Consider the following 25,368-nt stretch of genomic DNA (forward strand, 5'->3'; position numbering starts at 1 on the left):
GGCGCGGTTGGTTGCTTATTCGTCGTCGGGCCAGCGCGGCGCGGCCGGACGCGGGTCCTTGCGCACCGCGGGCTCCCCTGCAGCCACGGCTTGCCATACCGCCAAAGCATCGACCGTAGCGGCCACATCATGTACGCGCACCATACGGGCGCCACGCTGCACGGCGATGAGCGCGGCGGCCACCGAGCCGGCCGCGCGCTGCGCGGGATCCTCGCGGCCGGTGAGCTTGCCGATCATGGTCTTGCGCGACAGCCCCACGTAGCAGCCGCTGCCCAGGTTGCCGAAGCGCTCCAGCGCGCGCAGCAGGGCCAGGTTGTGTTCCAGCGTCTTGCCGAAGCCGAAGCCCGGGTCGACCAGCACCAGCCGCTTGTCGATGCCCGCGAGCTCGCAGGCGAACAGCCGGTCGGTAAGAAAGCGGTGCACTTCGCCCACCACGTCGTCGTAGCGCGGATCGTCCTGCATGCCGCGCGGCTCGCCCAGCATGTGCATCAGGCACACCGGCACGCGCAGTGCGGCGGCGGCGTCCAGCGCGCCGTCGCGGCGCAGCGCGTAGACGTCGTTGATCATGCCCGCGCCGGCGGCCACCGCGGCACGCATCACCTCGGGCTTGGAGGTGTCGACCGCGATCGGCAGCGAGGTGCGCGCGGCCAGCTGCTCGATCACCGGGATCACCCGGCGCAGCTCTTCCTCCAGCGGCACGTCGTCCGCGCCCGGACGGGTGGATTCGCCGCCCACGTCGAGCATGTCCGCGCCCTCTTCCGCCAGGCGCAGGCCATGCGCCACCGCCGCTTCCGTGGTGGCGTGGCTGCCGCCGTCGGAGAACGAATCGGGCGTGACGTTGAGGATGCCGACCACGCGCGGACGGTCCAGCACCAGGCGGCGGCCGTTGCAGTCGAGCACGGTGGCGAAGAGATCGGCGGCGGACATGGTCACTCCTGGCTCAAGCCTGCGGCGCGGCGCTCAGCCGGCGCCGCCCAGCGCGCCCATGAACTGGCGGTAGTAGCGCAGCTCCTCGATGGAGTCGCGGATGTCCGACAGGGCGGTATGCGCGGACTCCTTGCTGAAGTTCTTGCAGATGCTCGGCGACCAGCGGCGCGACAGCTCCTTGAGCGTGGACACGTCGAGGTTGCGGTAATGGAAATAGCGTTCCAGCCGCGGCATCTGCCGGTGCATGAAGCGGCGGTCCTGGCAGATCGAGTTGCCGCACATCGGCGACTTGCCGGCCGGCACCCAGGCCTTGAGGAACTCCACCGTGGCCGCCTCGGCCGCCGCATGGTCGTCGGCGGAAGCCAGCACCTGCTCCCACAGGCCGGACTTGCGGTGCTGGTTGCGGTTCCACGCATCCATCGCCTCCAGGCGCTCCACCTCGTGGCGGATCGCGAACACCGGGCCCTCGGCCAGGATGTTCAATTCCTTGTCGGTCACGATGGTGGCGATTTCGAGAATCGAGTCGTTATCGGTATCCAGACCGGTCATTTCCAGGTCGATCCAGATCAGATTTTCTTCGTTCGCTAGGCTCATGCTCCCTCCTGGGCGCGCAGTCTAGCAGCAGCGGAAGCCCGCCCTGGGCGGTGTATGCCCATTGGCCGGCCATCCTGTGCAAGCGGACACACCTGGACGGCCATGCGATCATCCCCGGCATGCAGACGTTCTTCTGGCACGACTACGAGACCAGCGGCGCCGATCCCTGGCGCGACCGCCCCCTGCAGTTCGCGGGCATCCGCACCACGATGGAGCTGGAGATCGTCGGCGAGCCGGTGATGTTCTTCGGCAAGCCCCCGCGCGAGCTGCCGCCCGCCCCGGAGGCCTGCCTGATCACCGGCATCGCGCCACAGCAGGCCGAGCGCGACGGCGTGGGCGAGGCCGAATTCGCCGCGCGCGTGCACGAGCAGCTGGCCGCGCCGGGCACCTGCGGGGTGGGCTACAACTCGCTGCGCTTCGATGACGAGTTCACCCGGCAGATGCTCTACCGCAACTTCCACGAGCCCTACGGGCGCGAATGGGAGAACGGCAATTCGCGCTGGGACCTGATCGACCTGGTGCGCATGTGCGCGGCCCTGCGCCCCGAAGGCATCGCCTGGCCGACCCGCGAGGACGGCACGCTCAGCTTCCGGCTGGAGCACCTGGCCAGCGCCAACCATCTCACCCAGGAGCGCGCGCACGACGCGCTGTCGGACGTGCACGCGCTGATCGACCTGGCCCGCCTGATCCGCGTGCGCCAGCCGCGCCTGTGGGACTGGCACTACGCGCTGCGCCGCAAGCAGAAGGTGTTCGAGCTGCTGGACGTGGTGAACATGACGCCGGTGCTGCACGTATCCTCGCGCTATCCGGCCAGCCGCTATTGCCTGGCCATGGTGGCGCCGATCGCGGTGCATCCGACGCGGCCGGGCGAGGTCATCGTGTACGACCTGTCGGGCGACCCTTCGCTGCTGCTGGCGCTGGACGAGGAAGAGATCGCCGACCGCATGTTCACCGCCCGCGCCGACCTGCCCGAAGGGGTGGAGCGCATCCCGCTGCGCACCGTGCGCGCCAACCGCTCGCCCGCGCTGGCGCCGCTGTCGGTGCTCAAGGGCACCGACACCGCCCGCCTGCAGCTGGACGTCGAGCGCTGCCTGGCCAACCGCGACGTGCTGGCCGCCGCCGAAGGCCTGGCCGAGAAGCTGCGCCGCGTGTTCCAGCGCGCCAGCGACCTGCCGCCGCCGGCCGATCCGGAGCTGGCCATCTACGGCGGCTTCCTGCCCGATTCCGACAAGCGCCTGCTGGCCGAAGTGCGCGCCACGCCGCCGGAACAGCTGGGTACGCGCAACTTCCCGTTCCGCGACCCGCGCTATCCCGAGCTGCTGTTCCGCTACCGCGCGCGCAACTGGCCGCACACGCTGACGCCGGAGGAACAGCAGCGCTGGGACGCGTTCCGCCGCGACCGCCTGTTCAAGTCCACCCCGCTGACCGGCCTCACCCTGCCCGACTACTTCGCCCGCCTGGCCCAGCTGCGCGGCGAACTGGCGCAGGATCCCGGCAAGCTCGCCCTGCTCGATCAACTGCAAGCCTGGGGCGAAGAGCTCGCCGCCGACCTTGCGCCCCTGCCCGCCTGACCCCTACCGACCATGGCCAACGCTTACTTCACGCCTGCCACTTTCCGTTTTCTCCGCGCCCTCGAACGCAACAACAACCGCGAATGGTTTCTGGCGCACAAGCCGGAATACGAACGCGACGTGCGCGATCCGTTCCTGCAGCTGATTGCCGACATGCAGGCGCCGCTCACCAAGATCAGCGCGCATTACCGCGCCGACTCGCGCAAGAACGGCGGCTCGCTGTTCCGCATCCATCGCGATACGCGCTTTTCCAACGACAAGCAGCCGTACAAGCCCTGGCAGGGTGCGCGCTTCTTCCACGAGCGGCGGCACGAGATTCCGGCGCCGTCGTTCTATGTGCATATCCAGCCGGGCGATTGCTTTGCCGGCGGCGGCATGTGGCATCCGGAGCCGGATGCCTTGAAGCGTATCCGCGCCTTCCTCGCCGACAATCCGGCGGCGTGGAAGAAGGCCACGCAGAGCAAGGCGTTCCGCGAGCATTTCACGTTCTGGGGCGAGGCGCTGACGCGGCCGCCGCGCGGGTTCGATCCAGCGCACGAGCTGATCGAGGACATCAAGCGGAAGGATTTCGCCGCGGGCGAAGGCTTCGACGAGAAGCTGGCCTGCTCGGCGGAGCTGCGGCCGTGGATGGTGGAGACCTACAAGCGGCTGGCGCCGATGGTGGATTATCTGTGCGCCACGCAGGAACTGGATTTCTAAGGCGCTGGCGTAGGTTGGGGTGAGCCGCAGGCGAACCCCAACATCACCTCGCACGTCGCCCTGTTGGGGTTCGCCTGCGGCTCACCCCAACCTGCGCCCGGTCAGCGCTCGTGGAACTCGCGCTGCGTCGTCAGCAGATACAGCGCACACCCCGCACCGATCACCGCCGTCAGCGCCACATAGTGCGCCGGCGCCATCGCGCCCAGCTTCGCGGCCAGATAAGCAATCAGCGGCGGCGTGATCGCGCCGAACACCGCGTACGCGATGTTGTACGAGAACGACAAACCCGAGAACCGCACCACCGGCGGAAACGCCGCCACCATCACCGCCGGCACCACGCCCACCACGCCGACGCACAGGCCGGCCAGCGCGTACAGCAGCATGAAATGCTCCGCGCCCTGCGCCAGATCGCGATACAGCAGATAGGTGGTGACCAGCAGTGCCAGCGAGCCGACCAGCAGGGACCAGCCCCGCCCGAAGCGATCCACCGCCACGCCGCCGGCGATACAGCCGAAGCACAGCATCAGGGCCGCCAGGCTGTTGCCGTGGAAGGCCAGCGTCTGCGGCAGGTGGAAACTGCTCTGCGCCAGGGTCGGCGTCATCAGGATCACCACCACGATGGCCGCGGTAAGCATCCAGGTCACCAGCATGCTCAGCAGCACACCGCCGAGCTGCCCGGTCATCACACGCTTCAGCGGCAACTCGCTGGCCAGCTCCTTGCGCTCGCGCATCTGCGCGAACACCGGCGTCTCGCTCAGCCAGCGGCGCAGCCACACCGCGAAGAAGCCGAACACGCCGCCCAGGATGAAGGGCCAGCGCCAACCGAAAGCCAGCACTTTTTCCGGCCCCAGGCCGCTGATGCCGGCGGCCACCAGGGAACCGATCAGGATGCCGGCGGTAAGGCCCGAGGTCAGGCTGGCGCAGGCAAAGCCCACGCGGCCGGGCGGCGCATGTTCGGCCACGAACACCCAGGCGCCCGGCACTTCGCCGCCGATCGCCACGCCCTGCACCACGCGCAGCAGCAGCAGGAGCATCGGCGCCAGCACGCCAAGCTGCGCATACGTGGGCAACAGGCCGATGCAGAGGGTGGGCAAGGCCATCAGGAACACGCTCAGCGTAAACATCCGCTTGCGCCCCGTGCGGTCGCCGAAATGCGCCATCACGATGCCGCCCAGCGGCCGCGCCAGATAGCCCGCCGCAAAGATGCCGTACACCTGCACCTGCGCCAGCCACGGCGGCATATCGGCCGGGAAGAACAACTGGCCCAGCACCTTGGTGAAGAACACGAACACCACGAAGTCGTAGAACTCCAGCGCACCGCCCAAGGCGGCAAGCGCCAGGGTGCGCAGGTCGTTGCGGTTCAAGCGTGGGGCGGGCGAGTCCAGCGGGGGAACGGACGGAGCGGCTTGCGTCATCGTGGAGACGGCATCGTGGGGAAGAGTTGGCGGAACATAGCACCCGCCCTGGCCAAATACTCACACCCTCGTCATTCCGGCGCAGGCCGGAATCCAGTGGCGATAACGTTCGATTGTCGCGAGGACATTCAAAAGCGGTGTCTTGGGGCGATACGCCCCATGCCGTGCACCGCTACTGGATTCCGGCCTGCGCCGGAATGACGGCCTTGAGTGCCGCCATCACATCACGGCTGTTCCCATGACCGCACCGTTTGCGTAGGCTAGCGCCGCGCCGGACAGGACGACCGGGGCTGTAGGGGCAACAAGAACTTTTTGCTTTTCCCTTCCCGCCTTCGCAAGGAGACCTGCTCATGAGCATTGGCAAGCGTTTGACCGCCGAATTCTTCGGCACTTTCTGGTTGGTATTCGGCGGCTGCGGCAGCGCGGTGCTGGCTGCGGCGTATCCGGATCTCGGCATCGGCTTCGCCGGCGTGGCGCTGGCCTTCGGCCTGACCGTGGTAACCATGGCCTACGCCGTGGGCCATATTTCCGGCGGGCATTTCAATCCGGCCGTGACCGTGGGCCTGTGCGCCGGCGGCCGCTTCCCGGCCAAGGACGTGGTGCCTTACATCGTGGCGCAGGTGATCGGTTCGATCGCCGCCGCCGCCGTGCTGTACGCGATCGCGAGCGGCAAGGCGGGTTTCGATGCCACCGCCGGCTTCGCCTCCAACGGCTATGGCGAGCATTCGCCGAATGGCTATTCGCTGCACGCCGCGATCGTGGCCGAGCTGGTGCTCACCGCGTTCTTCCTGCTGGTGATCCACGGCTCCACCGACAAGCGCGCGCCGGCCGGCTTCGGCCCGCTGGCGATCGGCCTGGCGCTGACCCTGATCCACCTGATCAGCATCCCCGTCACCAACACCTCGGTGAACCCCGCGCGCAGCACCGGCGTGGCGATCTTCCAGGGCAGCTGGGCGCTGCAGCAGCTGTGGGTGTTCTGGCTGGTGCCGCTGATCGGCGGCGCGATCGGCGGCTTGATCTACCGCCATCTGCTGGAAAGCAAGGACTGACGGAAACGACGAAGGCCGGGCGCCGGGGGCATCGGGAAGATGCTCCGGGCGCCCGGCCTTCTTTTATGCGCTTCAGCTGGTGCGGCGGAACATCATGCCCACGCCCAGCGCGATCAGCGCCAGCGGCCACCAGGTGGCGAACAGCTGGCCCAGGTGCAGGTCGAAGCCGAGGTTGCGCAGCAGGAACAGCGCGCCGATCGCGATCAGGATGATGCCGGGGACGCTGGGTTTCATCGGGTTCTCGGGGTGGTTAGGCGACGGCGGCCACTCTGCCACAAGAGCGTAGGTTGGGGTGAGCGCAGCGAACCCCAACGTTGCGGCAGTGTTGGGGTTCGCTGCGCTCACCCCAACCTACGTCAAGCCTCGGCGAACGGAAACGCCAGCACATCCGCGATCGCATCCGTCCCCGCCAGGCACATCAGCAGGCGCTCCATGCCCATCGCCACGCCGGCACAATCGGGCATCGCATCCAGCACCGCCAACAAAGACTCATCCAGCGGAATCTCGCGCAGCCCACGTTCGCGCCGCACCGCGTTGTCGCGCTCGAAGCGCCTGCGCTGCTCCGCCCCGTCGTTCAACTCGTGATACCCGTTGGCCAGCTCGTAGCGCCCCAGGAACAGCTCGAAGCGCTCGGCCATCGGCGGATCGCCGGGGCGGATGCGCGCCAGCGCGCACTGGCTGGCCGGGTAGTCGTGGATCACCGTGATGCGGTCGCGCGGAAACGCCGGCTGCAGCTTGTGGGTGATCAGCAGATCGAGCCAGTCGTCGCGGCCCAGTCCGTCGGGGCCGATGCCGTATTCGGCCAATGGCGCGCGCAATTCGTCGATCGGCGCATGCAGCGGATCGATGCCCAGCTCGTCCAGGAACAGTTGGCGATAGCTTTCCACCACCACTTCGGCACGCCGCCCGGCCATGGCCAGCGCGGCTTCGACCAGGGCGATGGTTTCCTCCATCAGCTGGCGATGGTCCCAGCCCACGCGGTACCACTCCAGCATGGTGAACTCGGGGTTGTGGCGGCCGCCGGATTCGCCATTGCGGAACACACGCCCCAGCTCGTAGCAATCGCCCACGCCGGCGGCGAGCAGGCGCTTGAGCGGGTATTCCGGCGAGGTGCGCAGCCAGCGCTCGCGCGGGCCGGCGTCGACGTGGCCGCTGAAGCTGGCGCTGAAGCTTTCGATATTCGGATCGGTATTGCCGGCCGCCGACAGGATCGGCGTCTCCACTTCCAGCACGCCGCGGTCGGCGAAGAACTGGCGCAGCAGCGCATTGAGCTGCGCACGCAGGCGCAGCGAGCCGCGGTCGCCGGGCAGTTGCACGATGCGGGCGGATTCCTTCGCCGTCATGCGCCGCCCTCGTGCTCGGCCAGCAGCGCCAGCAGGCGTTCTTCGTCCCATACGTCCACACCCAGCTCCTGCGCCTTGTCCAGCTTGGAGCCGGCCGCTTCGCCGGCCACCACGAAGCTGGTTTTTTTCGAGACCGAACCGGAAACCTTGGCGCCCAGCGCTTCGAGGCGCTCCTTGGCTTCATCGCGGGTCAGCCCGGCGAGCGTGCCGGTGAGCACCACGGTCTGCCCTTCCAGCGGCGCGGCTTCGGCCTTGGCGGATTTCGGGATGGCGTCCAGCAGGCGTTGCATGGCCGCTTCCGCGTCTTCCAGGGCCTTGAGGTTTTCCCGGTCGGCCAGGAAGTGCTCAAGATTCGTCGCCGCCGCCGACGGCACCCCGGCCACCACCCAATGCGCGGCCCCCGCGTCCGCCAGCTGCTTCACGCTGCGGTAGTGCTGCGCCAGCAGCTGCGTGCTCTTGGGACCGAGCTTGGATACCTTGGCGGTATCCAGCAGCACGTCCAGCCCCAGCTTGCCGCGCAGCTTCGGCGACGGCGCGCTCTCGTCGCCGAGCACGATGCCGGAGGCGAGCAAGTCGTCGACCACCTTCTGGTTGCCCTCCTGGGCGAAGAAGCCGTCGATGGAGTTGGCCACTTCGTCGCCGATGTCCGGCAGCACGCGCAAGACCGGCGCCGGCGTGGAACGCACCAGCTCCAGCCGGCCCAGCCACAGGGCCAGCGTCTTCGCCGTGCTCTCGCCGATATGCATGATGCCCAGCGCATACAGAAACCGCGGCAGCGTGCTGCGCTTGCTGGCCTCGATCGCTTCCAGCAGGTTCTCCGCCCACTTGGTGGCGACCTTGCCCTGCTTCACCGTCTCCGGCGTGGTGCCGTCGCGCTCGTCGGCGCGGCGTTTCATTTCGAGAAAATCGTCCAGGGTGAGCTTGTAGAGATCGGCCGGCGTGTGCACGTAGCCGAAATCCACCAGCGCATCGACGAAGCGCTCGCCGATGCCTTCGATATCCATGGCACGGCGCGCGGCGAAATGGATCAGCGCCTCCTTGCGCTGCGCGGCGCAGATCAGGCCGCCGGAGCAGCGCCATACCGCCTCCCCCTCCTCGCGCAGCAGCTCCGAATTGCACACCGGGCAGTGCGATGGCATATGCCATTGCTTGGTGTGCGGCGGACGCAGCTCGGGCATCACCCGCACCACTTCCGGAATCACATCGCCGGCGCGGCGCACGATCACCGTATCGCCCACCCGCACGTCCAGCCGCGCCACCTGGTCGGCATTGTGCAGGGTGGCATTGCTCACCGTCACACCCGCCACCTGCACGGGCTTGAGGCGCGCCAGCGGCGTGGCGGCGCCGGTGCGGCCGATATTGATCTCGATCGCCTCGACCGTGGTGGTCTGTTCCTGCGCCGGGAACTTGTGCGCGATGGCCCAGCGCGGCGCGCGCGAGACGAAGCCCATCTCGCGCTGGCCTTCGTAGTCGTCCAGCTTGTAGACCACGCCGTCGATATCGAACGGCAGGCTGTCGCGCTTCTCGCCGATGCGCCGGTAATACGCCAGCAGCCCCTTGAAGCCCTTGGCCGTGCCCACCTCGTGCGAGACCGGAAAACCCCATTCGCGCAGCTTCTGCAAGGTGGCCGAATGGGTGGCGGGAATCTCGCCGCCCTCCACCACGCCGATGGCGTAGGCGAAGAAGCTCAGCTTGCGCTTCTTGGTGATGGCCGGATCGAGCTGGCGCAGCGAACCGGCCGCGCCGTTGCGCGGGTTCGCCAGCACCTTCTCGCCGTGCTCGCGGGCATGCGCATTGAAGGCCTCGAAATCCTTGCGCAGCATGATCACCTCGCCGCGCACTTCCAGCACGCGCGGCCAGTCCTTGCCGTGCAGGCGCAGCGGGATGGCGCCGACCATGCGCAGGTTGGCGGTGACGTCCTCGCCGGTGGCGCCGTCGCCGCGCGTCGCGCCCTGCACGAACACGCCGTTCTCGTAGCGCAGGCTGATGGCCAGGCCGTCCAGCTTCGGCTCCACCGAGAACACCGGCTCTTTCCGCTGCAGGGTCTGCTCGATGCGGCGCTCGAATTCCGCCACTTCGCGGAACCGCTCCAGCTCCGTCTCGCCTTCCTGCTCGAAGGCATTGCTCAGCGACAGCATGGGGATGGCGTGCTGCACCTCGGCGAAGCCGCCAACCGCGCGGGCGCCCACGCGGCGCGTGGGCGAGTCGGACGTGGCCAGCTCCGGATGCTCGGCCTCCAGCGCCTCCAGCTCGCGCAGCAGGCGGTCGAACTCGATGTCGGTGATCTCCGGATCGTCGAGCACGTGGTACCGGTAATTGGCGCGCTCGATCCGCTCGCGCAGCTCGGCGGCGCGGACCTCAGGTTCAGATGAATGGCTCATGCGGGGCTCCTCATGCCGCGCAGTTTACTAAGACAACCGAAAGCCACGCGCCCTGGCCTCGTTTTCGCTTGATCCATCGCATCGGGGCTATCAGGACCACTGGCCAGGCGATCCGGGCATGCCCGCCCGTCCCCGCGCCGCCTGTCGCCGCCCAGGCACAGGGCGGCCCAGTCGGCCTCGACCAAACGCTGCGTTACCACGACACAGCAGGAGGTGGAAACGCGGCAGCCAGCGGATCGCCTACGATGGCCGCTCGCCCCGGTCGCGACTGCCAAAGCCTTCACAGCCCTTGCACAGCGGTAAGTTGCGCCAGCGTGCAAGGCCCATGGGGGGGTTCCCTGCGGCTCGCCCCAATCCGCGGCTGCATCGGCAGCTGCCATAGCAGCTATCATGCGCAGGTCATGTCCGATACCTCCGCAGCCACGGAAGTGCCGCCCGAACTGGGTACGCCCAACCCCGGCACACCTCCTGCCCCGCCTCCCGTCTCCTCGCGCGAGCGCTACCGCGGACTGATCTGGCTGGTCGCCGCCAGCTTCTTCATGCAGGCGCTCGATTCCACCATCGTCAACACCGCCGTGCCGGCCATGGGCGAAGCGCTGGGCGTGGCGCCGCTGGGCATGCGCATCGCGCTCACCAGCTACGTGCTGACCCTGGCCATCTTCATTCCCGCCAGCCCCTGGATGTGCGACCGCTTCGGCACGCGCCGCATCTTCGCCGCGGCCATCGCCATCTTCACCGTGGGCTCGCTGCTGTGCGGCATCTCGCAGACCCTGCCCCAGCTGGTGGCCGCGCGCGTGCTGCAAGGCCTGGGCGGCGCCGCACTGATGCCGGTGGGCCGCTATGTGCTCGTGCGCAGCATCGACAAGCGCGACTTCGTCGGCGCCATGAGCACGGTGGCCACGGTGGGCCTGCTCGGTTCGGTGATCGGTCCGCTGCTCGGCGGCGTGCTGGCGGAGTACACCTCGTGGCGCCTGATCTTCCTGATCAACGTGCCGGTGGGCATCGCCGGTTTCTGGATGAATCGCCGCGAGATGCCGGATTACCGACTGGCTGATCCGCACCGCTTCGATCTTTCCGGCTTCGTGCTGTTCGCGCTCGCCTCGGCCATGCTGCTCACCGCTTCGGAAGTGGCCAGCGGCGGCGGCGGGCAATGGCTGCAGATCGCCGTGAGCGGCGTGCTCGCGCTGATCTTCGGCGGCATCTACGTCTGGCATAGCCGGCATACCGAATACCCGGTGGCGGACCTGAACCTGCTGCGCGTGCGCAGCGTATGGGTGTCGCTGGCCGGCAACCTGTTCACGCGGCTGGGCGTGTCCGGCATGTTCCTGCTGCTGGTGCTGTTCCTGCAGGTGGGCTGCGGCTGGTCGCCGACCATGGCCGGCCTGATGATGGTGCCGCAGGCGCTGGGCTCGATCTGCGCCAAGTGGGTGATCAACCGCCTGCTGCAGCGCATGGGCTATCGCCGCTTCCTGCTGGCCAACACCTTGATCGTGGCGGTGCTGCTGTGCTCGTTCGCCCTGCTCGGCAAGGACTCGCCGATGTGGGTGATCGCGGTGATGGTGTTCGTCTACGGCGGCTTCATGGGCCTGCAGTACACCGCGATGAACACGCTGATCTACAACGACCTGGAAGTGAAGTACGCCTCGATGGCCTCGTCCATGGCCTCCACCGCGCAATACCTGTCGATGAGCTTCGGCATCGCGCTCGCCTCGCTGCTGATGGAAGCGCTGCTGCAAGGCCATGCGCACGACGACTACGTGGTGTCGTTCCGCTGGACGGTACTGCTGCTGGGCATCGTCACCGCCACCGCCAGCTGGGTCTTCAGCCGGCTCGGCCGCGACGCGCCGAAACGCAGCGCAAGCGTGTAGCATGCCCCGGTCGCGATAGACCGGAAGGAACCTGAGCATGCATCACGCCGCCGACATCCTGCTCACCCTGTTCATCGTCTTCGTCGCCGCGCAGATCGGCGGGGAGATCGCGCAACGCCTGAAATTGCCGGGCGTGGTGGGCGAAATCGCCGCCGGCTGCGTGGTCGGTCCTTCGTTGCTCGGCTGGATCGCACCGGAGCAGATCGCCACCGGCACGCCGCTCGATGTGCTCGCGGAAATAGGCGTAGTCCTATTGTTGTTCGCCGTCGGCCTGGAGACGCGGCTCGAAGATCTCAAGAAAGTGGGCAAGGTCGCCTTCCTGGTCGGCATCCTCGGCGTGCTGGTGCCGTTCGGCCTCGGCGGCGTGTGGGCGCATGCGAGCGGCTACGACTGGGGCAAGTCGCTGTTTATCGCCGCGGCCTTCGTGGCCACCTCCACCGGCATTACGGCGCGCGTGCTGCAGGAACTCAATGCGCTGCAGCGCACGGAGAGCAAGGTGATCCTCGGCGCCGCCGTGATCGACGACATTCTGGCCATGCTGCTGCTGGGCGTGGTGGTGTCGCTGCAGGGTGGCGAAGGTTTCAACGCGATGCACCTGATCACCACGCTGGTCGGCGCGATCGGCTTTATCGCGGTGATCGGTTTCGGCGGCGCGCGCGCGATGCGCTGGAATTCCAGCTGGCTGGACAAGCCGCACGGCCAGCATTCGGCGCTGGCGATCGTGCTGGCGCTGTGCCTGGGCCTGGCCTATGTGTCCACGCTGTTCGGCCTGGCCGCCATCATCGGCGCCTTCCTCGCGGGCATGATCGCCTCGGAGACACGCCAGCAGCACACGCTGGAAAAACAGGTGCAGCCGTTGCTCGCCCTGCTCACGCCGTTCTTCTTCGTGATCACCGGCAGCAAGATCGATCTGCAGCAGCTGGCCAGCGCGGACGCCCTGATCACACTGTCTGTCGTGACCGTCATCGCCATCATTTCCAAGCTCGCCGGCGGCTTCCTCGGCGCGCTGTCGCTGGGCAAGCGCGGGGCCACCATCGTGGGCTTCGGCATGGTGCCGCGCGGCGAGGTAGGCGTGGTGATCGCCAGCCTTGGCCTGGCGGCCGGGGTGTTCAGCGATCGCACCTACGCGATCATCGTGGCGATGTCGCTGCTGACGGCGATGGTGACGCCGCCGGTGCTGGCGGTGTTGCTCAAGCGCGGCGATGGCAATGTCGCGGAACCCGACACTCGCGGCTGACCGCCCCCTCTCCCCTCCGGGGAGAGGGCTGGGGTGAGGGGTCACTCGAAGCGTAGAAGCCGCAACGGAAAGCAAGCGACAACCTGCTCTTCGATCTAATCCCGCCCCCGCATCGCCTGATAAGCCCCCAACGCATCCTGCCGCGACTGCGCCAGATCCACCATCGGCGCCGGATAACCGCTGCGCGACAACAGCGAGCCATCCTTCCACGGCTCATGCAGCAGCGGCGGCGGCGCATCCTTCAATTCCGGCAGCCAGCGGCGCAGATAGTCCCCTTGCGGATCGAACTTCTGCGCCTGCGACACCGGATTGAACACGCGGAAGTACGGCGCCGCATCCGCACCGCAACCGGCCACCCATTGCCAACCGAGCGTGTTGTTGGCGAGGTCCGCATCCACCAGCGTGTCCCAGAACCACTTCGCCCCCTCGTGCCAATGCTGGCGGAGGTTCTTGGTGAGGAAGCTGGCCACCACCATGCGCACGCGGTTGTGCATCCAGCCGGTGTGCCAGAGCTCGCGCATGCCTGCGTCGACCAAGGGAATGCCGGTGTGGCCATGGCGCCAGCGTTCGAGCAAGGCTTCGTCGGGCTTGGCCCAGCGGAAGTTGGCGAAGCCTGGGTTGAAGTTGTCGGTCGGGGTTTGCGGAAAGTGAAACAGCAGGTGGTGGGCGAATTCGCGCCAGCCCAGTTCGCGCAGGAAGGGTTCGAGATCCGGGCGGCGCTTGGCGGCCAGGCCTTGCGTCTGGCGATGCAGGATGTGGTGGATCTGCCGCGGCGAGATCTCGCCGAAATGCAGATGCGGAGACAGGCGCGACGTGCCGTGGCGTGCCGGCAGGTCGCGCAGGCGCGCGTAGCCGTTGAGCGCGTCGTCGGCGAACAGCTCCAGCGCTTCGAGAGCGCCTTGCTCGCCCGGGGTCCAGGTGTCCTGCAGGCCTTTGTCCCAGTGGATGCGCGGCAACAGTTCGAGCGACTTCAATGTCACGCCATGCTTGGCTTTGGCAAAGCGCATGGCCGGCATGGGAATCGGCTCCTGCGGTTCCAACCGCGGCCTTACGCTGCGCCAGAACGGGGTGAAAACGCGATAAGGACCATCCTGCTGCGTGGCGACCTGCCACGGCTCCACCCACAACGCCGCATTGAAACTCTTCGCCTCGATGCCTTGCTCGCGCAGCGCTGCCTTGATGTGCTTGTCGCGCTCGATCAGCGCGGGCTCGTAGCAGCGGTTCCAGTAGACCGCCGTGGCGCCAGCGGCGCGGCATGCGGTGACGAGGTTGTCCAGGGTGCCACCGGTGCGGATATGCAGGCCGCCGCCCTGCTGCTTCAACGCGGCGGACAGCGCGGCCAGCGAATGATGCAGCCACCAGCGGCTGGCGGCGCCCGGCGCCCAGACACCCTCCTCGTCCGGCTCGTGCACGTAGACCGGCAGGATGTGCCCGTGCTCCGCGCAGGCGGCGGCGAGCGCGGGGTTGTCGGCCAGGCGGAGATCGCGGCGGAACCAGACGAGAGCGGTCATGAGGCTGTAGTGGCTCGAAAGAAGCACGCTTATACGCGATGTTGCCGCAAGGCGCGTACGGCACCGTCAACGATCGAGCTCGGCCATCGCCATGGCGCCCACTCGTGTGTCGACCTCGGCCGGATCGCCATCCTGGATCAGCCATGCCGCCGACAAGCCGGTCCAGGCGAGGATCCAGCGCAGCAGGCGCCGGCGCTCCAGACCGCTGTGTTCCACCACGATGTCCAGCCGGCGCTCGAATCGCTCACGCCTTACTGCCACCGGCTTGTCCGGAAAATCCATGTCCGGGTTGCAGAACAGGTTGGCATAGTCGAACGCACGATCACCGCGCAGATGCTTGGGATCGATCGCCAGCCAGCCACGCTCGCCGAAGTCGAGCACGTTGTCGTGGTGGATATCGCCATGCAACGGGCGCTCGTCCACGCCTTCGGCAAGCAAAGCACGCGCCTCTTCCGCGGCACGACGCAGCCAGCCGCCATGCGAACGAGCCATCGGCTCCAAGGCCTCGAACCAGACCGGCATGATCACCAGCCCGTCCGGCCATGGCTTGGTGCGAGGCGCATGCAAGCCAGCAATGACAGCGCACAGCACCTCTGTCGCCTCGTCATCCCGCCCGTTCTGCGCATAGGCCGTAAGCGAGCGCTTGCCCATCGCCCGCTCCATCAGCACCGCATCCCCCTCCACTTCAACCGCCCGCGCCGCCCCCTCGCCACCCCACCATTCCAGCAGGATGCCGCCGAAGCGCTCCTCCGGGTCGGTGGCGATCTTGAGCATCAAGGGCTGTCCATCGCGGCGAACCGGCAAAAGGCGGGCACGCGGGGTAACGATGGCCGTGCCATCGGGGGAAAGTCGCCAGCGGTCGAGATAAGGGGAAAACAGCGCTGCGTCCATGGTTGTCCTGTGGCGCGGTCCGGCCATGCAACCTGCCCATCATCGCCGCCAAACGAGGCCAGGCGCCAATTCTGCTAGGATGACGCGGCTTCGCTGTCCTGGACAGCCGACAACGCTTACGGAGAGATGGCCGAGCGGTTTAAGGCACCGGTCTTGAAAACCGGCGAAGGGTCAAACCTTCCGTGGGTTCGAATCCCACTCTCTCCGCCATAAGTGATCGCAATTTATTGATTTAAATGTGGTTTTTTCCACATCCCCACTTCGTTCCCGTGCCCTATCCCGTGTTTCGAGCCATGAGCTAGTCCATTCTTGACAGCTTGGCTATAGCTCGTCGTATGTCGTCGATCACCGAAGCCGGACTCGAAGAGATAGCGCCCCTCCTAAGCCAAAAAACGATTGATGTTGACCAAGATGTCGACGGATAACTAAATTCGGAACGTATCTAGGGACATCTAGCGCACAGGGGGAACAAAGTGGCTAACAAGTATCCGTATGTGGCGTCCGCCGGACCGCTCGTTAAGGCGGTCAGTCACTTCCGCAAAAACTTCCCGAAGGAAGTCACTGCAGATACGCTGCGCAAGCTCGGTATTGCCCCCAAGAACGAGTCATACGTGATTAACGTATTGCGCTTCCTCGGCGTTATTGATGAGGAAGGCCAGAAGGTGAGTGCCAAAGCGGGGGCCTTCGTGCAGCACCAAGACCAAGCGTTTGCTGCTGAATTTGGAAAGGTTGTACGCGAAGCTTACGAAGAAATATTCGAGCTACATAATGATGCAGCATGGACGCTAGATCGAGACGCCCTGACTCAATTCTTTCGCACGACAGACCATTCATCCGACGTAGTCGGGTCGCGACAAGCTTCTACATTCTCGGCCCTCGCCGCGCTGTCCGGCCACGCCGAAATTCCAAAAACGAAAGCATCACAAGGCCTGCCCAAGTCAAGCACAACACCTTCGACAAAGCCCAAGCCTGCAAAAGCGGCGACTGCAAAGGAATCTCTGCGTGCCGAAACCAAGGTCACTCAGGGGGCGCCCATAAATGGAAACGAACGGAACAGTCAAGTCGGACTGACCGTCCGCATCGAAGTAAATCTTCCTGCGTCAGGCGATCAAGAGACCTACGATCGTATTTTCCGAAGCATTAGAGCGAACCTAATCGATGGCGCTTCTTGACACCTTTGAGCGCATTGTCAGAACCGCACACAACTTCACCGAGGCGGAGTCGCGCGGAGACAGCACCGTCCATCCGTTTGAAGAGCGCAATATTCATCCGGATTTTCCAGTCGATGTACGCAACCTGTTCGATAACGGCCATTACTCTCAGGCCACATTCGAGGCGCTCAAGTACCTCGACGAAGAGGTTCAGCGCGTTTCCGCAGACACGGATTTCGGAAAAAGCTTGATGATGCGCGTTTTCGGCGGCACACCCCCGAAGCTGGCGCTCAACCCCGGTATGACTTCCTCTGAACAGAGTGAACAGGAAGGCTACAAATTTATCTTCGCAGGGACAATGCAGGGTATTCGTAATCCGCGGGGCCACACGACTAAGATTTCCGACGATCCCGACACTTGCCTGGACCATCTATCCCTGACTTCGATGCTGCTTCGCAAGCTTGAGGAGGCCGGCTTGCGGTAATGAAGGGATCAGCAGCAGGTACAGGACAAGGGAGCCGACTTTATGACGCCACTTCGCCACGAGTTGATGCTCCAGGAGGCCACCACACGACTACAAGCTGCCGACATGCTTCGCCAGGCTGGGGCCGACTCAGATTCAGGCTATTTGCTGCGGTTGCTTGCCTTTGAGTTGTTGCTGAAGGCGGCGCTAGAGAAGGCCACCGGCAAATCCGGCACACATCACAAGTACGAAAAGCTCTTCGCGCAGTTACCTTCAACCGTGCAGGAAAGCCTGCTGCGCACCGCCGGCGAACGTATCGGCCCCTCTGCGCTGACGCACAATCACCTCGGCGTGCTGAAAGACCTCGGCTCAAACTTCATCGGGTTGAGATATCCGTACGAAAAATACGATCACATGACCCGTTCCGAATACAAACAGGCGGCCGATGCATGGGTCGAAAGCGGCGCAGAAGTTGCGAGCGCTGATTATAGGTACCATCCTGAGGAACTGTTCGGACTCACATTTGCCTTGCAGCAGCATTTAGATGCCACACATGCGCCACTAGGTCGCTAGGCTATCCGCCAGGTCGTCTTCTCCAGCGGCACGCAACGCCGCTATGGCGAGCAAGCGAGCGTGGCGGCGACGGTCCGCCAGGTCGCGGTCGCGATGCTCTAGGCCGACGCGCGGCAGCAGCTCTTCGACGCAATGCCGCCAGCTATCGGCTTCATTTCGTGGCAACTGTCGCTGGACATGAACGACGCGCTTTCGCTCATTCGTCACTAGCGGCGCTCCCGTGCCTGCTCCAGGATGGGGCCGTTAGGGTCGATGCGGAACGAGCCGCAAGGTACTTTGCGGCGTTTCGCAAGTTTCCGGCGATTCTTGCCGTCGACATTGGCCGGTGGCGTGGCGAATCGACTGGAAAACAGCTTTCGAATGACGTTCATAGGCTCGCGTTCGCGTTTGGTTAATAGCGCCCCTATTTACAGCGGGGGCATCGCCGGACCTTCATTACCCGCCTTGGGTCATGGCGTCGTGCTACATCCCCGCACGTCGGGTTGGAAAATCTTTAGCTGTCGATACGCAGCGGACGCCAGTCGCACCAGCGAGGGCCACCCTCGACGCGCTCATGCTGCTGAGCATGTATCGCGACGCGCTTCGCTACGTGCGCAGCTAGGAACCGAACGGCACGCGCCACCTGGTCGGAATTCAAGCCTGAAAATGCACTTTGGAAAAATGCGGCGGCATTCTCCAGGCTGTACGTGAACGGGTGGAACCCCATTACAGCCACCAACACTTTTTCTGCATCCGAACGGATGATGACGTGGCTAGTCTCGATTGCCGCACTCACTTCTGAGGGCAACGCCGATACGGCCGGAGTCTCAGCAGCGGGCTTGCGTGAAAACAATTTCCGCATCATTTCTTCAGCCCTCTCGCATATCCGAGTGCCATCAACGCAGCATCGCGGGTTTTGCCGTTGCGTTCGAACATGGCGATGAACAACGCGACATCTTCCCTGCTTTGATCCTTATCGCGACCCAGCGCCACCAGGGTGTTGCAGTCGACGTTCTCCAGATTGAGCTTGCGCGCAACTGCCTCACCAGCACGCAGGTTCGCCATCCAGGTGACGTCGTGGCGACCTGGTTTGATCGTCGGCAGTGCCCCTTCCTCGGCATAGCGACGCACGTGGCGACCACTGATGCCGATAACACGACCAATTTCGTCGGATGTCATGAGGTTATCGCTCATTCGCCATCACCCGCGAACTCAATCGCGATGGTCAGTAACGCCTCAACAACGTCATCGCGCGTCACTGGAGTACCGTCACGCCGTTCAGCGGCGGCGCGTTCGTGTTCGATGACAGCTAGCAGGCGTTCGGGCAATGCAATATAGATTTTCCGTCGAGAGGTCACTCGGCAACCTCCTGGAGTCTCTTTAGCGGTGGGAGGTCGCGCTGCAGGAGCGACTCCACAAGCTGGCTTGTGCTCAGTTCGCACCCCGTGAGCTTCGACAGCTCACGGCGAGACAACTCCAGGCGCCGCACCATCTCGGGCGGGAGCGTCAAACTCACACGTTCACGGGGGGCGCTCATGCCGCCACCCAAAAATCGGCCGGGTTCGACACTACCGCCTGCGCGTTGCAGAAAACGGAAATCTCGGTGTCGCCGTTGTTGTTGATGCGGTGCGCGTGTACGTCCAGCGTGGGGTGGATAGCGATGGCGGTGCGCGTGAAACGACCGATAACCGTCTGGGTTGCGGCTGCGGTCAGCTCGGCCATGATGCCATTCGCGCGCAGTACGCCATCCTGGCCAACTACCGCGCCGGTGCCTGCGGTGCCCACCAGGGCACGTAGCTCGTCGAACTTCGCGAACCGTGCCGACGCAGCGCCGAGAGAAAACGCAGCGGGAGTCACCGCCAGGATCGCGTTCAGCAAAAGCTTGTCGGCCAGCTCGCCGAGTCCCTTGAGCACGCCAATCATGATCGCAGCGCGCAGGCCATCGCCACCGACCGCGCGGTGCTGAGCGCGCGTAATGACGCAGCGAAAACCGAAACTCGGGCAGCTAGCCCAGCTCCAGGCTGCATCATGGAGCGGATGTGGCGAGGTGCCCGCATCTGCGCCATCAGCCACCAGGGCGAACGGAGCCGGGTCAACGCTGCGCAGCAGCGCTTCCCGGTCAAACATTACCTGAAGGCCTTCGCGGACCTCGGCCGGCGCGACCTGAGCCACCAAGATGCGCGAGCCAGCGCGCACGACAGAGCTGTTCGCTTCCAGCATGGCGCGCGGATCGATTTCGACGGTCTCGCCTGCAGGGGCGTCTTTCACGACAGGGACGTCGAACCCGTGATCGTGATCTGCGCCAGGCGTCGTGATGCCGAGCAGATAGCTCATGTCAGCGGGGATAACGAGGCTGCGCTCAAGATCAAACACGGTGCTGGCAGCGGCCGGTGCGGCGATGCGACGGGGTTCGTCGAATCCAGGCGTCCACTTCTCGACGAATGGCATGGCGTTGCGCGCCTGTTCGTCGACGACGGCCAGGGGATTCTGTTGTGGAATGCGGGGCTTGGTCATGGTGCTGAGTGGTCTCTGTGGATTAGCGCGGAGTGCGCGGCGTTGTGAGAAATTCTCGGCAAGTCGCGAACGGATTTCCTCGTGCTGGATTTCCGCGCGCTTTACCGAATGAGTGGGAGTTTCCGCATTCGTCAGGGACCGAGCCTCGTGCTGGATGTCCGCTTCCCGGATGTGAAGCACCGCAACGCCGCATAGGACGCTCTACAAGGGCCGCCGAGTGGATCGGCTACCTAGCCACCGGGGACGGCGGACAAGGCATTTTCAGGCCACTCACATGTGGAAAGGGGCGGACGTGGCGGCCCGCAGGCACTCCTCCTGTCAGGAAGGACCCGTGAAATTCACGGGACACCGGTTGCGCGGGGTGGGCCGCATGGTCACCATCGCGTGGCACTGCGCGCATGCCGCTTGCACGCTCCAACCTGGAGCGCTGTTCGCCCTCTACAGCAGAGCGCCCCAGGTAGAAGCATCGAGCGCTTCGGCATCTGCTGCGGGTTTCGGTTTCAGCGGGTTCCGCTTTTTCCTATAGCTTCCAAAAAAACGAAGAGCCCAACTTTTTTGAACTCTATACTCAGAACTGAAACTTGCTGAAACCGAAACCGCTCCCGCGCATAAAAAACCCGCCTCGTGGGCGGGTTCGTCGGTTGGCGTTCGGCATGCTGGCTAAAGCGGGGAATCGTCACCGTCGTCTATGGCGGCGCAAGCAAGGACATCCATCGCTGTCGCTGCTGCGTTGTATCCGCGTGCCTTCGCGCCCTCGTTCGCGATTTCGAACGGTTGCGCGCCCGCCCATCGCGCTGCGTTACGCAATATCCAGCACCGCCAGGACTGGCCGCGAACCTTCACCGGGCGTCCGTCTCCGTACTGAATTGCACCGGCTTCGGTTAGCGCGCGACGCATTGCGGCAGGGGTAACGCCTCTCTCAGAGCCGTCGCCCATCACCTCAGCAGCGTCGCCGTTGGTGATGACGTCTGACGGCCAGTTCGCCACAAGCTGCTCGGCCGCTTTCTGGACGAGCGACTTCGACGCATCAAGTGCCGCGCGCTTCGCCTCGTTAATCGGCGGACGTTCGCCAGGATTGAACGCGCTGATGTCGCGCTCACGCAACCACAAGCCAACCGCGTTGATGAACTCGGCATCGTCAAGTAGTGCGTAGAGCTTCGTGTATGTTTCGGGCGAGCGCGGCGCTGCACTATGGCTGACCACGCGCCAGCGGCGATCCGTGTCGTTCAGCGGCAAGGCGTTGTGATGGTTTGAGAACACCAGCCAACGGCACGCATTGTGCTCGCGATACTGCCGCCCGAACTTTGGATTGATGATCCGTTCTTCTGCATTGACCAGCGACTTCAGCCGATTCGCTTGGCGAAACGGATTTTCGCCGCCTTCCTGAACTTCGTCGACCATCGCCAGCACGCGGCCTGCCAGCGGCCCGTTGAATTGGCTTTCCAGCAGCGCCGGAAGATCAACATTCGGCGCCACGTAGCCGCGCCACACGCGAGCCAGGACGGAAGCCAGCCAGTTGCGGCCCGTACCGGTGTTCGCGGCAATGTGGAGCCAACCATAGTGCGGCAGCACGCCAGGTTGTTGCTCAATGTGTGCCAGCCAGCTCAGGAACACTTCGCGCTCTGTCGCATCCGTGAACAAATACTCGATGTGCTCCAGAAACGGGCTAACATCTGCCGACGCGTCGCTACGCTCGATGGTCCGCCAGGAGTTGAGCGACAGTTCACCATCAGGATCGCGGCAGATTTCGCCCGCGCCAGCATGGAAGGTCCGAGCGTGCACGGTCTTGCGAACCGCGTGTTTCTTCCACAGCACCGCGTTAGGTACCTGGCGTGGCTTGGTCTTGCTGTCTGGCTCACCCACTGCGGTGACGTTGCATGCCGTCAGGTCGCAGAACTCGCCGAACGACAGCGCCGTCTTCGGTGCGCTAAGCCGCCCAACCTGGCTGCCCGATGCAATCCAAACGCAGTCCGCCAGCATGTCGTCCACGGTCATTGTCGGCGGCATGACGCTGGCAGCATCATTCTGGATGCGGGCGTTCTCATCCTTTTGCCGGCGGCGGCGTGCTTCGTCGCGTGCAGGCTTCGGTGCTGCCACCACTTGGCGCTCTGCACGCGCCGGCATGCGCTTGAAATCCGCTTTCGGCTTATCGCCGCGCTGCTCAGCCGCCAGCCGAGCATCACGGAACACTTCAATCGGGATTTCCCTAAGCGTCATTCGTGGTGACCGCCTGCGGGCTTCCAGCCGCAATGCCGCAACGCGTCTTTCACACCGTCGGGCGTGAACACAACGCTACCACGCGTTCCATAAGCGAATTGGCGAAGTATGACATCACCGGCAGCATCAACGCTCATGCCGCGTCGGCACCCGTCCATAAGCTGACGAACCACGGCGTCATCGACGGCCGCCTGGTTGGCCGCCAGCGTGTCCCGGATCAACTGTTCGTTGCCATCCTGCCAGGTACGGAAGTCATCCGGCGTCAGAAGTCGCTTAGCGCTCATTTGGCACCCCCACGCGAGGCCGCCACGCGTGCGTCAATCCACGCGTCAATGTCACTCTCAAGCCAGCCCGATGCCTTCGCGCCAAGCAGCTTTATCTGCGCCGGAAACTTGCCGTCAGCGATGGCCTGGTAGATCGTCGAGCGCGGTAGGCCGACCTTGAGGGTGACGTCCTCGATGCGCAGGATTCGTTTGCTATTCAGTGATTGCATGTCTGTCTAGAACCGTCCGTTCGTTTGTGATGGTTTGATAATGGACGGGCATAGATTCCAATTCCTCGTGCTGGATGTCCTCGTGCTCGATTTCCGGCCGGCGGTCACCGCTATTAACGCAACTTCACTCGCATTCACCGGACCAAAAAAAACGCCGCCATGTTCGGCGGCGTTTTGAGTTCTCAACAGAACGTTGGGTTGATGCGCCAGGCTGTCAGCTATTGGGCTGCGGCGAGCCGTACATATCCATGTCACAGGTGAACGTCTTTGTGGTCACTCTGCCGGACGGGTCTTTCAGGTCGACGGTGACAGTCAGCGTCACATACCCGTGGAGCAGTGGAAACTGGCCGTTGTATACGTAGCCTGAGCCGTTGCTGATATCCAAGGCGATATCGCCAGTGACGGACGTGAACGCGGATGCTCCGTTGCTCTGATTGATGAATCCAGACGGGGCACCGGTTCCGGTGTAGTGGTTCGCTGTCATCGACCACGATAGTCGAGCTTGGTAAGCGGACGCTGAATTGCCGCCGCGCGCGAAGGTGGACGTGTTCACGACACTCCAGCTAAGGCCGGAAGTCCCGTCACCTGCGACTTCCTGGGTCAACGTGCCATTGGCATGGAATACGATGCGGAACTGCGCGTTGCCGAGAACGGCCACGCCCGAAGTAGTCGAATGATCGTAACCACGGGCGGTCATGTTGACGACGGACCAGTAGTTGGCCGTGCCTTTCTTGGCCCACCTCGTCCCGACATCGGCGCCGGTCTGGTCGCGAAATCCGACTGCGTCTCCAGGTGTGCCGTAGTTCGCCGACGCGTAGCGCAACGGCGTTCCGTCGGAGCGGCGCAGGAACGTTGCCGTGTATCCGTCGCCCACCACATCGGGGTCGTAGAGGTCGTCAAAATCAACGCCTGCGGAATTGCGGAAACCGGAGGTCATTTAGCCACCTCCACGCGCGATTCCGCGATGCGATCCTGGAGCCAGCCTTCAACTTCAGCATCGATCCAGTACGCGGCACGACCAACCTTTACCGGCTGCGGGAATGTGTTTTCGTCCACAGCCCGATACAGGGTCGACCGTGACATGCCGGTACGTTCAAGCACCTTCGGCATTTTGATGAATTTAGTCTGCTGAGTAGTCACTTTCTGAAGCCTCTTGGTATTCCGCTGGATGCGGTGTGGCGTCAGAATGGACGTGCTTGAGCTTCTTCAGTAGTACCGCATACGTGAATGGGTGTGCGAGCGTTTGCGACGGTGAATCAGCGTGAGAGTTGGTTATATCCTAGCGTTAATGCTGGATAAATTTCGCCCAGTCATCCATCAGTGCTTTGCGCTTCGCCATGAGTGTGCCGCGTTGATAAGCCGCCTCGGCTTTGTCCTTCAGGCGGTGCGCCAGTGCATGTTCGATCACTTCGCGAGGATGCGCCGTTGTCTCGCCAGCCCAATCGCGGAATGTCGAACGGAAGCCGTGCGTGGTGAGGTCGCTGCGCTTCATGCGCTTCAGCACCGCAAGGAGGGACATGTTCGACAACGGATGACCCGCACGCATGCCGGTGAATATGTACGCGTCATCGTCGCGCCCCGCAGCACTCATCTTCTCGATGATCGCTAGAGCCGCATCAGACAATGGTACGCGGTGTTCTTTCGAAGCCTTCATGCGTCCGGCCGGAATGGTCCACGTTTTGGCTTGGAAATCGATTTCACCGAACTTGGCTCCGATCACTTCGCCGGTACGCGTCGCGGTGAGGATGGCGAACTGGAGTGCCTCTGCACCCATGCCGACTTCGGCCCGCAGTTTCTTCATAAAGGCGGGCAGGTCTGCGTAAGGCAGCGCAGCATGATGCTCGACACGCTTCACCTTGGACGGCTTCGCCAGCATTGCGGCTAGATGGCCCTTCCAGCGCGCAGGATTTGGCTTGTCGGCGTTCCGGTAACCGGCGGCAGTGGCATACGCCAATACGCTTTCGATGCGACCACGCACGCGGCTGGCTGTTTCTGGAACCTTCGTCCAGATCGGGTTCAACACTGCCAGGATGTGCGGCGTCTCAATGTCGTTCACGTCGACGCCGCCGAGCGTGGGGAACGCGTATTGCTCCAGGGTAGATGTCCACTGCGCAAGGTGCTTCGCGTTCTTGAACTCGGCCGCTCGTGACTTGATGTGAGCGGCAGCGGCTTGCGCGAACGTCAAGCCCTGCGCGGCAGTATGTAGGCGTACGCGGGCGGGCAGTGGCGCGATGCCGTTTCGTAGCCCCGAGCGAACACCCGCCGCTTTGTCACGCGCGGCGGTGAGGCCCACCTCAGCCAGTGGCCCCAGGCCAACCTCGCGGCGTTTCTTGTCGCGCTCATATTTCAGGGTCCATGACGCGGCCCCTGTATCGCTGACATTGAGGTACAGCAAACCGCCATCCGGGTATCGACCTGGCGCGGCTTTCCCTCGGCGCGCCTTGTCGACGAACGACGCCGACAGCCTATTCAGTGCCCTCATATCCCGTGTC

Annotated in this window: 26 protein-coding genes and 1 tRNA gene; 9 read left to right on the top strand and 18 right to left on the bottom strand. The window is 64.5% G+C overall.

The window, feature by feature from the left end; all coding sequences use genetic code 11:
- Window positions 1-15: 15 nt before the first annotated feature.
- A complete protein-coding gene (gene folP, locus ISN75_RS12815) occupies window positions 16-927 on the bottom strand; it encodes a dihydropteroate synthase (RefSeq protein WP_343819984.1) in 912 nt (303 codons plus the stop codon).
- Between the two features lie 33 nt (window positions 928-960).
- Window positions 961-1,521, bottom strand: coding sequence for an oligoribonuclease (gene orn / locus ISN75_RS12820; RefSeq protein WP_214572042.1), 561 nt, complete (start codon window positions 1,519-1,521; stop codon window positions 961-963).
- A 119-nt stretch (window positions 1,522-1,640) separates the two neighbouring features.
- Between orn and sbcB the strand changes: the two genes are divergently transcribed.
- Both sbcB and ISN75_RS12830 read left to right on the top strand, forming a co-directional pair.
- Window positions 1,641-3,092 (top strand): exodeoxyribonuclease I, encoded by a 1,452-nt coding sequence (sbcB, locus tag ISN75_RS12825; RefSeq protein WP_343820157.1) that lies wholly within the window; start codon window positions 1,641-1,643, stop codon window positions 3,090-3,092.
- A 12-nt stretch (window positions 3,093-3,104) separates the two neighbouring features.
- On the top strand, window positions 3,105-3,791 hold the full coding sequence (locus ISN75_RS12830) for a DUF2461 domain-containing protein (protein ID WP_167256898.1): 687 nt from the start codon (window positions 3,105-3,107) through the stop codon (window positions 3,789-3,791).
- A gap of 101 nt (window positions 3,792-3,892) precedes the next feature.
- Here the strand turns inward: ISN75_RS12830 and ISN75_RS12835 are convergent, their stop codons facing one another.
- The gene (locus ISN75_RS12835; protein ID WP_343819987.1) at window positions 3,893-5,206 is read right to left on the bottom strand and encodes an MFS transporter; all 1,314 of its coding nucleotides are present in this window, start codon (window positions 5,204-5,206) and stop codon (window positions 3,893-3,895) included.
- A gap of 350 nt (window positions 5,207-5,556) precedes the next feature.
- Here ISN75_RS12835 and aqpZ point away from each other — a divergent pair, with 350 nt between their 5' ends.
- Entirely contained in the window at window positions 5,557-6,255 is a 699-nt protein-coding gene (gene aqpZ / locus ISN75_RS12840) for an aquaporin Z (RefSeq protein ID WP_167256896.1), read from the top strand.
- A gap of 72 nt (window positions 6,256-6,327) precedes the next feature.
- On the opposite strand, the gene ISN75_RS12845 is transcribed toward aqpZ, so the two are convergent.
- From ISN75_RS12845 to ligA, 3 genes are all read right to left on the bottom strand, one after another.
- Window positions 6,328-6,489, bottom strand: a complete 162-nt coding sequence (locus tag ISN75_RS12845; RefSeq protein ID WP_167256895.1) for a LiaI-LiaF-like domain-containing protein — start codon at window positions 6,487-6,489, stop codon at window positions 6,328-6,330.
- Window positions 6,490-6,611: 122 nt separating this feature from the next.
- Window positions 6,612-7,598 (bottom strand): EF-P lysine aminoacylase EpmA, encoded by a 987-nt coding sequence (gene epmA, locus ISN75_RS12850; protein ID WP_167256894.1) that lies wholly within the window; start codon window positions 7,596-7,598, stop codon window positions 6,612-6,614.
- Complete coding sequence (gene ligA, locus ISN75_RS12855; protein WP_343819991.1) at window positions 7,595-9,979, bottom strand: NAD-dependent DNA ligase LigA; 2,385 nt, start codon at window positions 9,977-9,979, stop codon at window positions 7,595-7,597. Before ligA ends, epmA begins: the two co-directional genes overlap by 4 nt.
- Window positions 9,980-10,380: 401 nt before the next feature.
- Here ligA and ISN75_RS12860 point away from each other — a divergent pair, with 401 nt between their 5' ends.
- Window positions 10,381-11,847, top strand: a complete 1,467-nt coding sequence (locus ISN75_RS12860) for an MFS transporter (RefSeq protein WP_343819993.1) — start codon at window positions 10,381-10,383, stop codon at window positions 11,845-11,847.
- A 37-nt stretch (window positions 11,848-11,884) separates the two neighbouring features.
- Window positions 11,885-13,084, top strand: a complete 1,200-nt coding sequence (locus ISN75_RS12865) for a cation:proton antiporter (protein WP_343819994.1) — start codon at window positions 11,885-11,887, stop codon at window positions 13,082-13,084.
- 95 nt (window positions 13,085-13,179) lie between these two features.
- Here the strand turns inward: ISN75_RS12865 and ISN75_RS12870 are convergent, their stop codons facing one another.
- Window positions 13,180-14,595: a deoxyribodipyrimidine photo-lyase gene (locus tag ISN75_RS12870; protein ID WP_343819995.1), complete on the bottom strand. Its 1,416-nt coding sequence runs from the start codon at window positions 14,593-14,595 to the stop codon at window positions 13,180-13,182.
- A gap of 66 nt (window positions 14,596-14,661) precedes the next feature.
- Window positions 14,662-15,474, bottom strand: coding sequence for an aminoglycoside phosphotransferase family protein (locus ISN75_RS12875; protein WP_343820158.1), 813 nt, complete (start codon window positions 15,472-15,474; stop codon window positions 14,662-14,664).
- Between the two features lie 132 nt (window positions 15,475-15,606).
- Between ISN75_RS12875 and ISN75_RS12880 the strand changes: the two genes are divergently transcribed.
- From ISN75_RS12880 to ISN75_RS12895, 4 genes are all read left to right on the top strand, one after another.
- Window positions 15,607-15,696 (top strand) — tRNA-Ser (locus ISN75_RS12880).
- 263 nt (window positions 15,697-15,959) lie between these two features.
- Window positions 15,960-16,658: a DUF5343 domain-containing protein gene (locus ISN75_RS12885; protein WP_343819996.1), complete on the top strand. Its 699-nt coding sequence runs from the start codon at window positions 15,960-15,962 to the stop codon at window positions 16,656-16,658.
- Window positions 16,645-17,121 carry a TIGR02391 family protein gene (locus tag ISN75_RS12890; RefSeq protein ID WP_343819997.1) on the top strand — a complete coding sequence of 159 codons (477 nt, stop codon included), beginning with the start codon at window positions 16,645-16,647 and terminating at the stop codon, window positions 17,119-17,121. The genes ISN75_RS12885 and ISN75_RS12890 overlap by 14 nt, the downstream gene beginning before the upstream one ends.
- A 42-nt stretch (window positions 17,122-17,163) precedes the next feature.
- Window positions 17,164-17,673 carry a hypothetical protein gene (locus ISN75_RS12895; protein ID WP_343819998.1) on the top strand — a complete coding sequence of 170 codons (510 nt, stop codon included), beginning with the start codon at window positions 17,164-17,166 and terminating at the stop codon, window positions 17,671-17,673.
- Window positions 17,674-18,166: 493 nt separating this feature from the next.
- On the opposite strand, the gene ISN75_RS12900 is transcribed toward ISN75_RS12895, so the two are convergent.
- The 10 genes from ISN75_RS12900 to ISN75_RS12945 form a co-directional block, all read right to left on the bottom strand.
- Complete coding sequence (locus tag ISN75_RS12900) at window positions 18,167-18,517, bottom strand: hypothetical protein (RefSeq protein WP_343820000.1); 351 nt, start codon at window positions 18,515-18,517, stop codon at window positions 18,167-18,169.
- Window positions 18,514-18,846 (bottom strand): hypothetical protein, encoded by a 333-nt coding sequence (locus tag ISN75_RS12905; RefSeq protein WP_343820002.1) that lies wholly within the window; start codon window positions 18,844-18,846, stop codon window positions 18,514-18,516. Before ISN75_RS12905 ends, ISN75_RS12900 begins: the two co-directional genes overlap by 4 nt.
- Window positions 18,843-19,010: a hypothetical protein gene (locus ISN75_RS12910; RefSeq protein WP_343820004.1), complete on the bottom strand. Its 168-nt coding sequence runs from the start codon at window positions 19,008-19,010 to the stop codon at window positions 18,843-18,845. The genes ISN75_RS12905 and ISN75_RS12910 overlap by 4 nt, the downstream gene beginning before the upstream one ends.
- A gap of 175 nt (window positions 19,011-19,185) precedes the next feature.
- Entirely contained in the window at window positions 19,186-20,166 is a 981-nt protein-coding gene (locus ISN75_RS12915; RefSeq protein ID WP_343820006.1) for a hypothetical protein, read from the bottom strand.
- A 660-nt stretch (window positions 20,167-20,826) separates the two neighbouring features.
- A complete protein-coding gene (locus ISN75_RS12920) occupies window positions 20,827-22,383 on the bottom strand; it encodes a primase-helicase family protein (RefSeq protein WP_423385070.1) in 1,557 nt (518 codons plus the stop codon).
- Window positions 22,380-22,667 carry a hypothetical protein gene (locus ISN75_RS12925; protein ID WP_343820012.1) on the bottom strand — a complete coding sequence of 96 codons (288 nt, stop codon included), beginning with the start codon at window positions 22,665-22,667 and terminating at the stop codon, window positions 22,380-22,382. Before ISN75_RS12925 ends, ISN75_RS12920 begins: the two co-directional genes overlap by 4 nt.
- The gene (locus tag ISN75_RS12930; RefSeq protein ID WP_343820014.1) at window positions 22,664-22,876 is read right to left on the bottom strand and encodes an AlpA family transcriptional regulator; all 213 of its coding nucleotides are present in this window, start codon (window positions 22,874-22,876) and stop codon (window positions 22,664-22,666) included. Before ISN75_RS12930 ends, ISN75_RS12925 begins: the two co-directional genes overlap by 4 nt.
- 214 nt (window positions 22,877-23,090) lie before the next feature.
- The gene (locus ISN75_RS12935; RefSeq protein WP_343820016.1) at window positions 23,091-23,813 is read right to left on the bottom strand and encodes a hypothetical protein; all 723 of its coding nucleotides are present in this window, start codon (window positions 23,811-23,813) and stop codon (window positions 23,091-23,093) included.
- A complete protein-coding gene (locus tag ISN75_RS12940; RefSeq protein WP_343820018.1) occupies window positions 23,810-24,016 on the bottom strand; it encodes an AlpA family transcriptional regulator in 207 nt (68 codons plus the stop codon). The genes ISN75_RS12935 and ISN75_RS12940 overlap by 4 nt, the downstream gene beginning before the upstream one ends.
- Before the next feature lie 145 nt (window positions 24,017-24,161).
- Window positions 24,162-25,358, bottom strand: coding sequence for a tyrosine-type recombinase/integrase (locus tag ISN75_RS12945; protein WP_343820020.1), 1,197 nt, complete (start codon window positions 25,356-25,358; stop codon window positions 24,162-24,164).
- Between the last annotated feature and the right edge of the window lie 10 nt (window positions 25,359-25,368).

Source organism: Dyella marensis, assembly GCF_049532885.1.
Lineage (GTDB): Bacteria > Pseudomonadota > Gammaproteobacteria > Xanthomonadales > Rhodanobacteraceae > Dyella_D > Dyella_D marensis.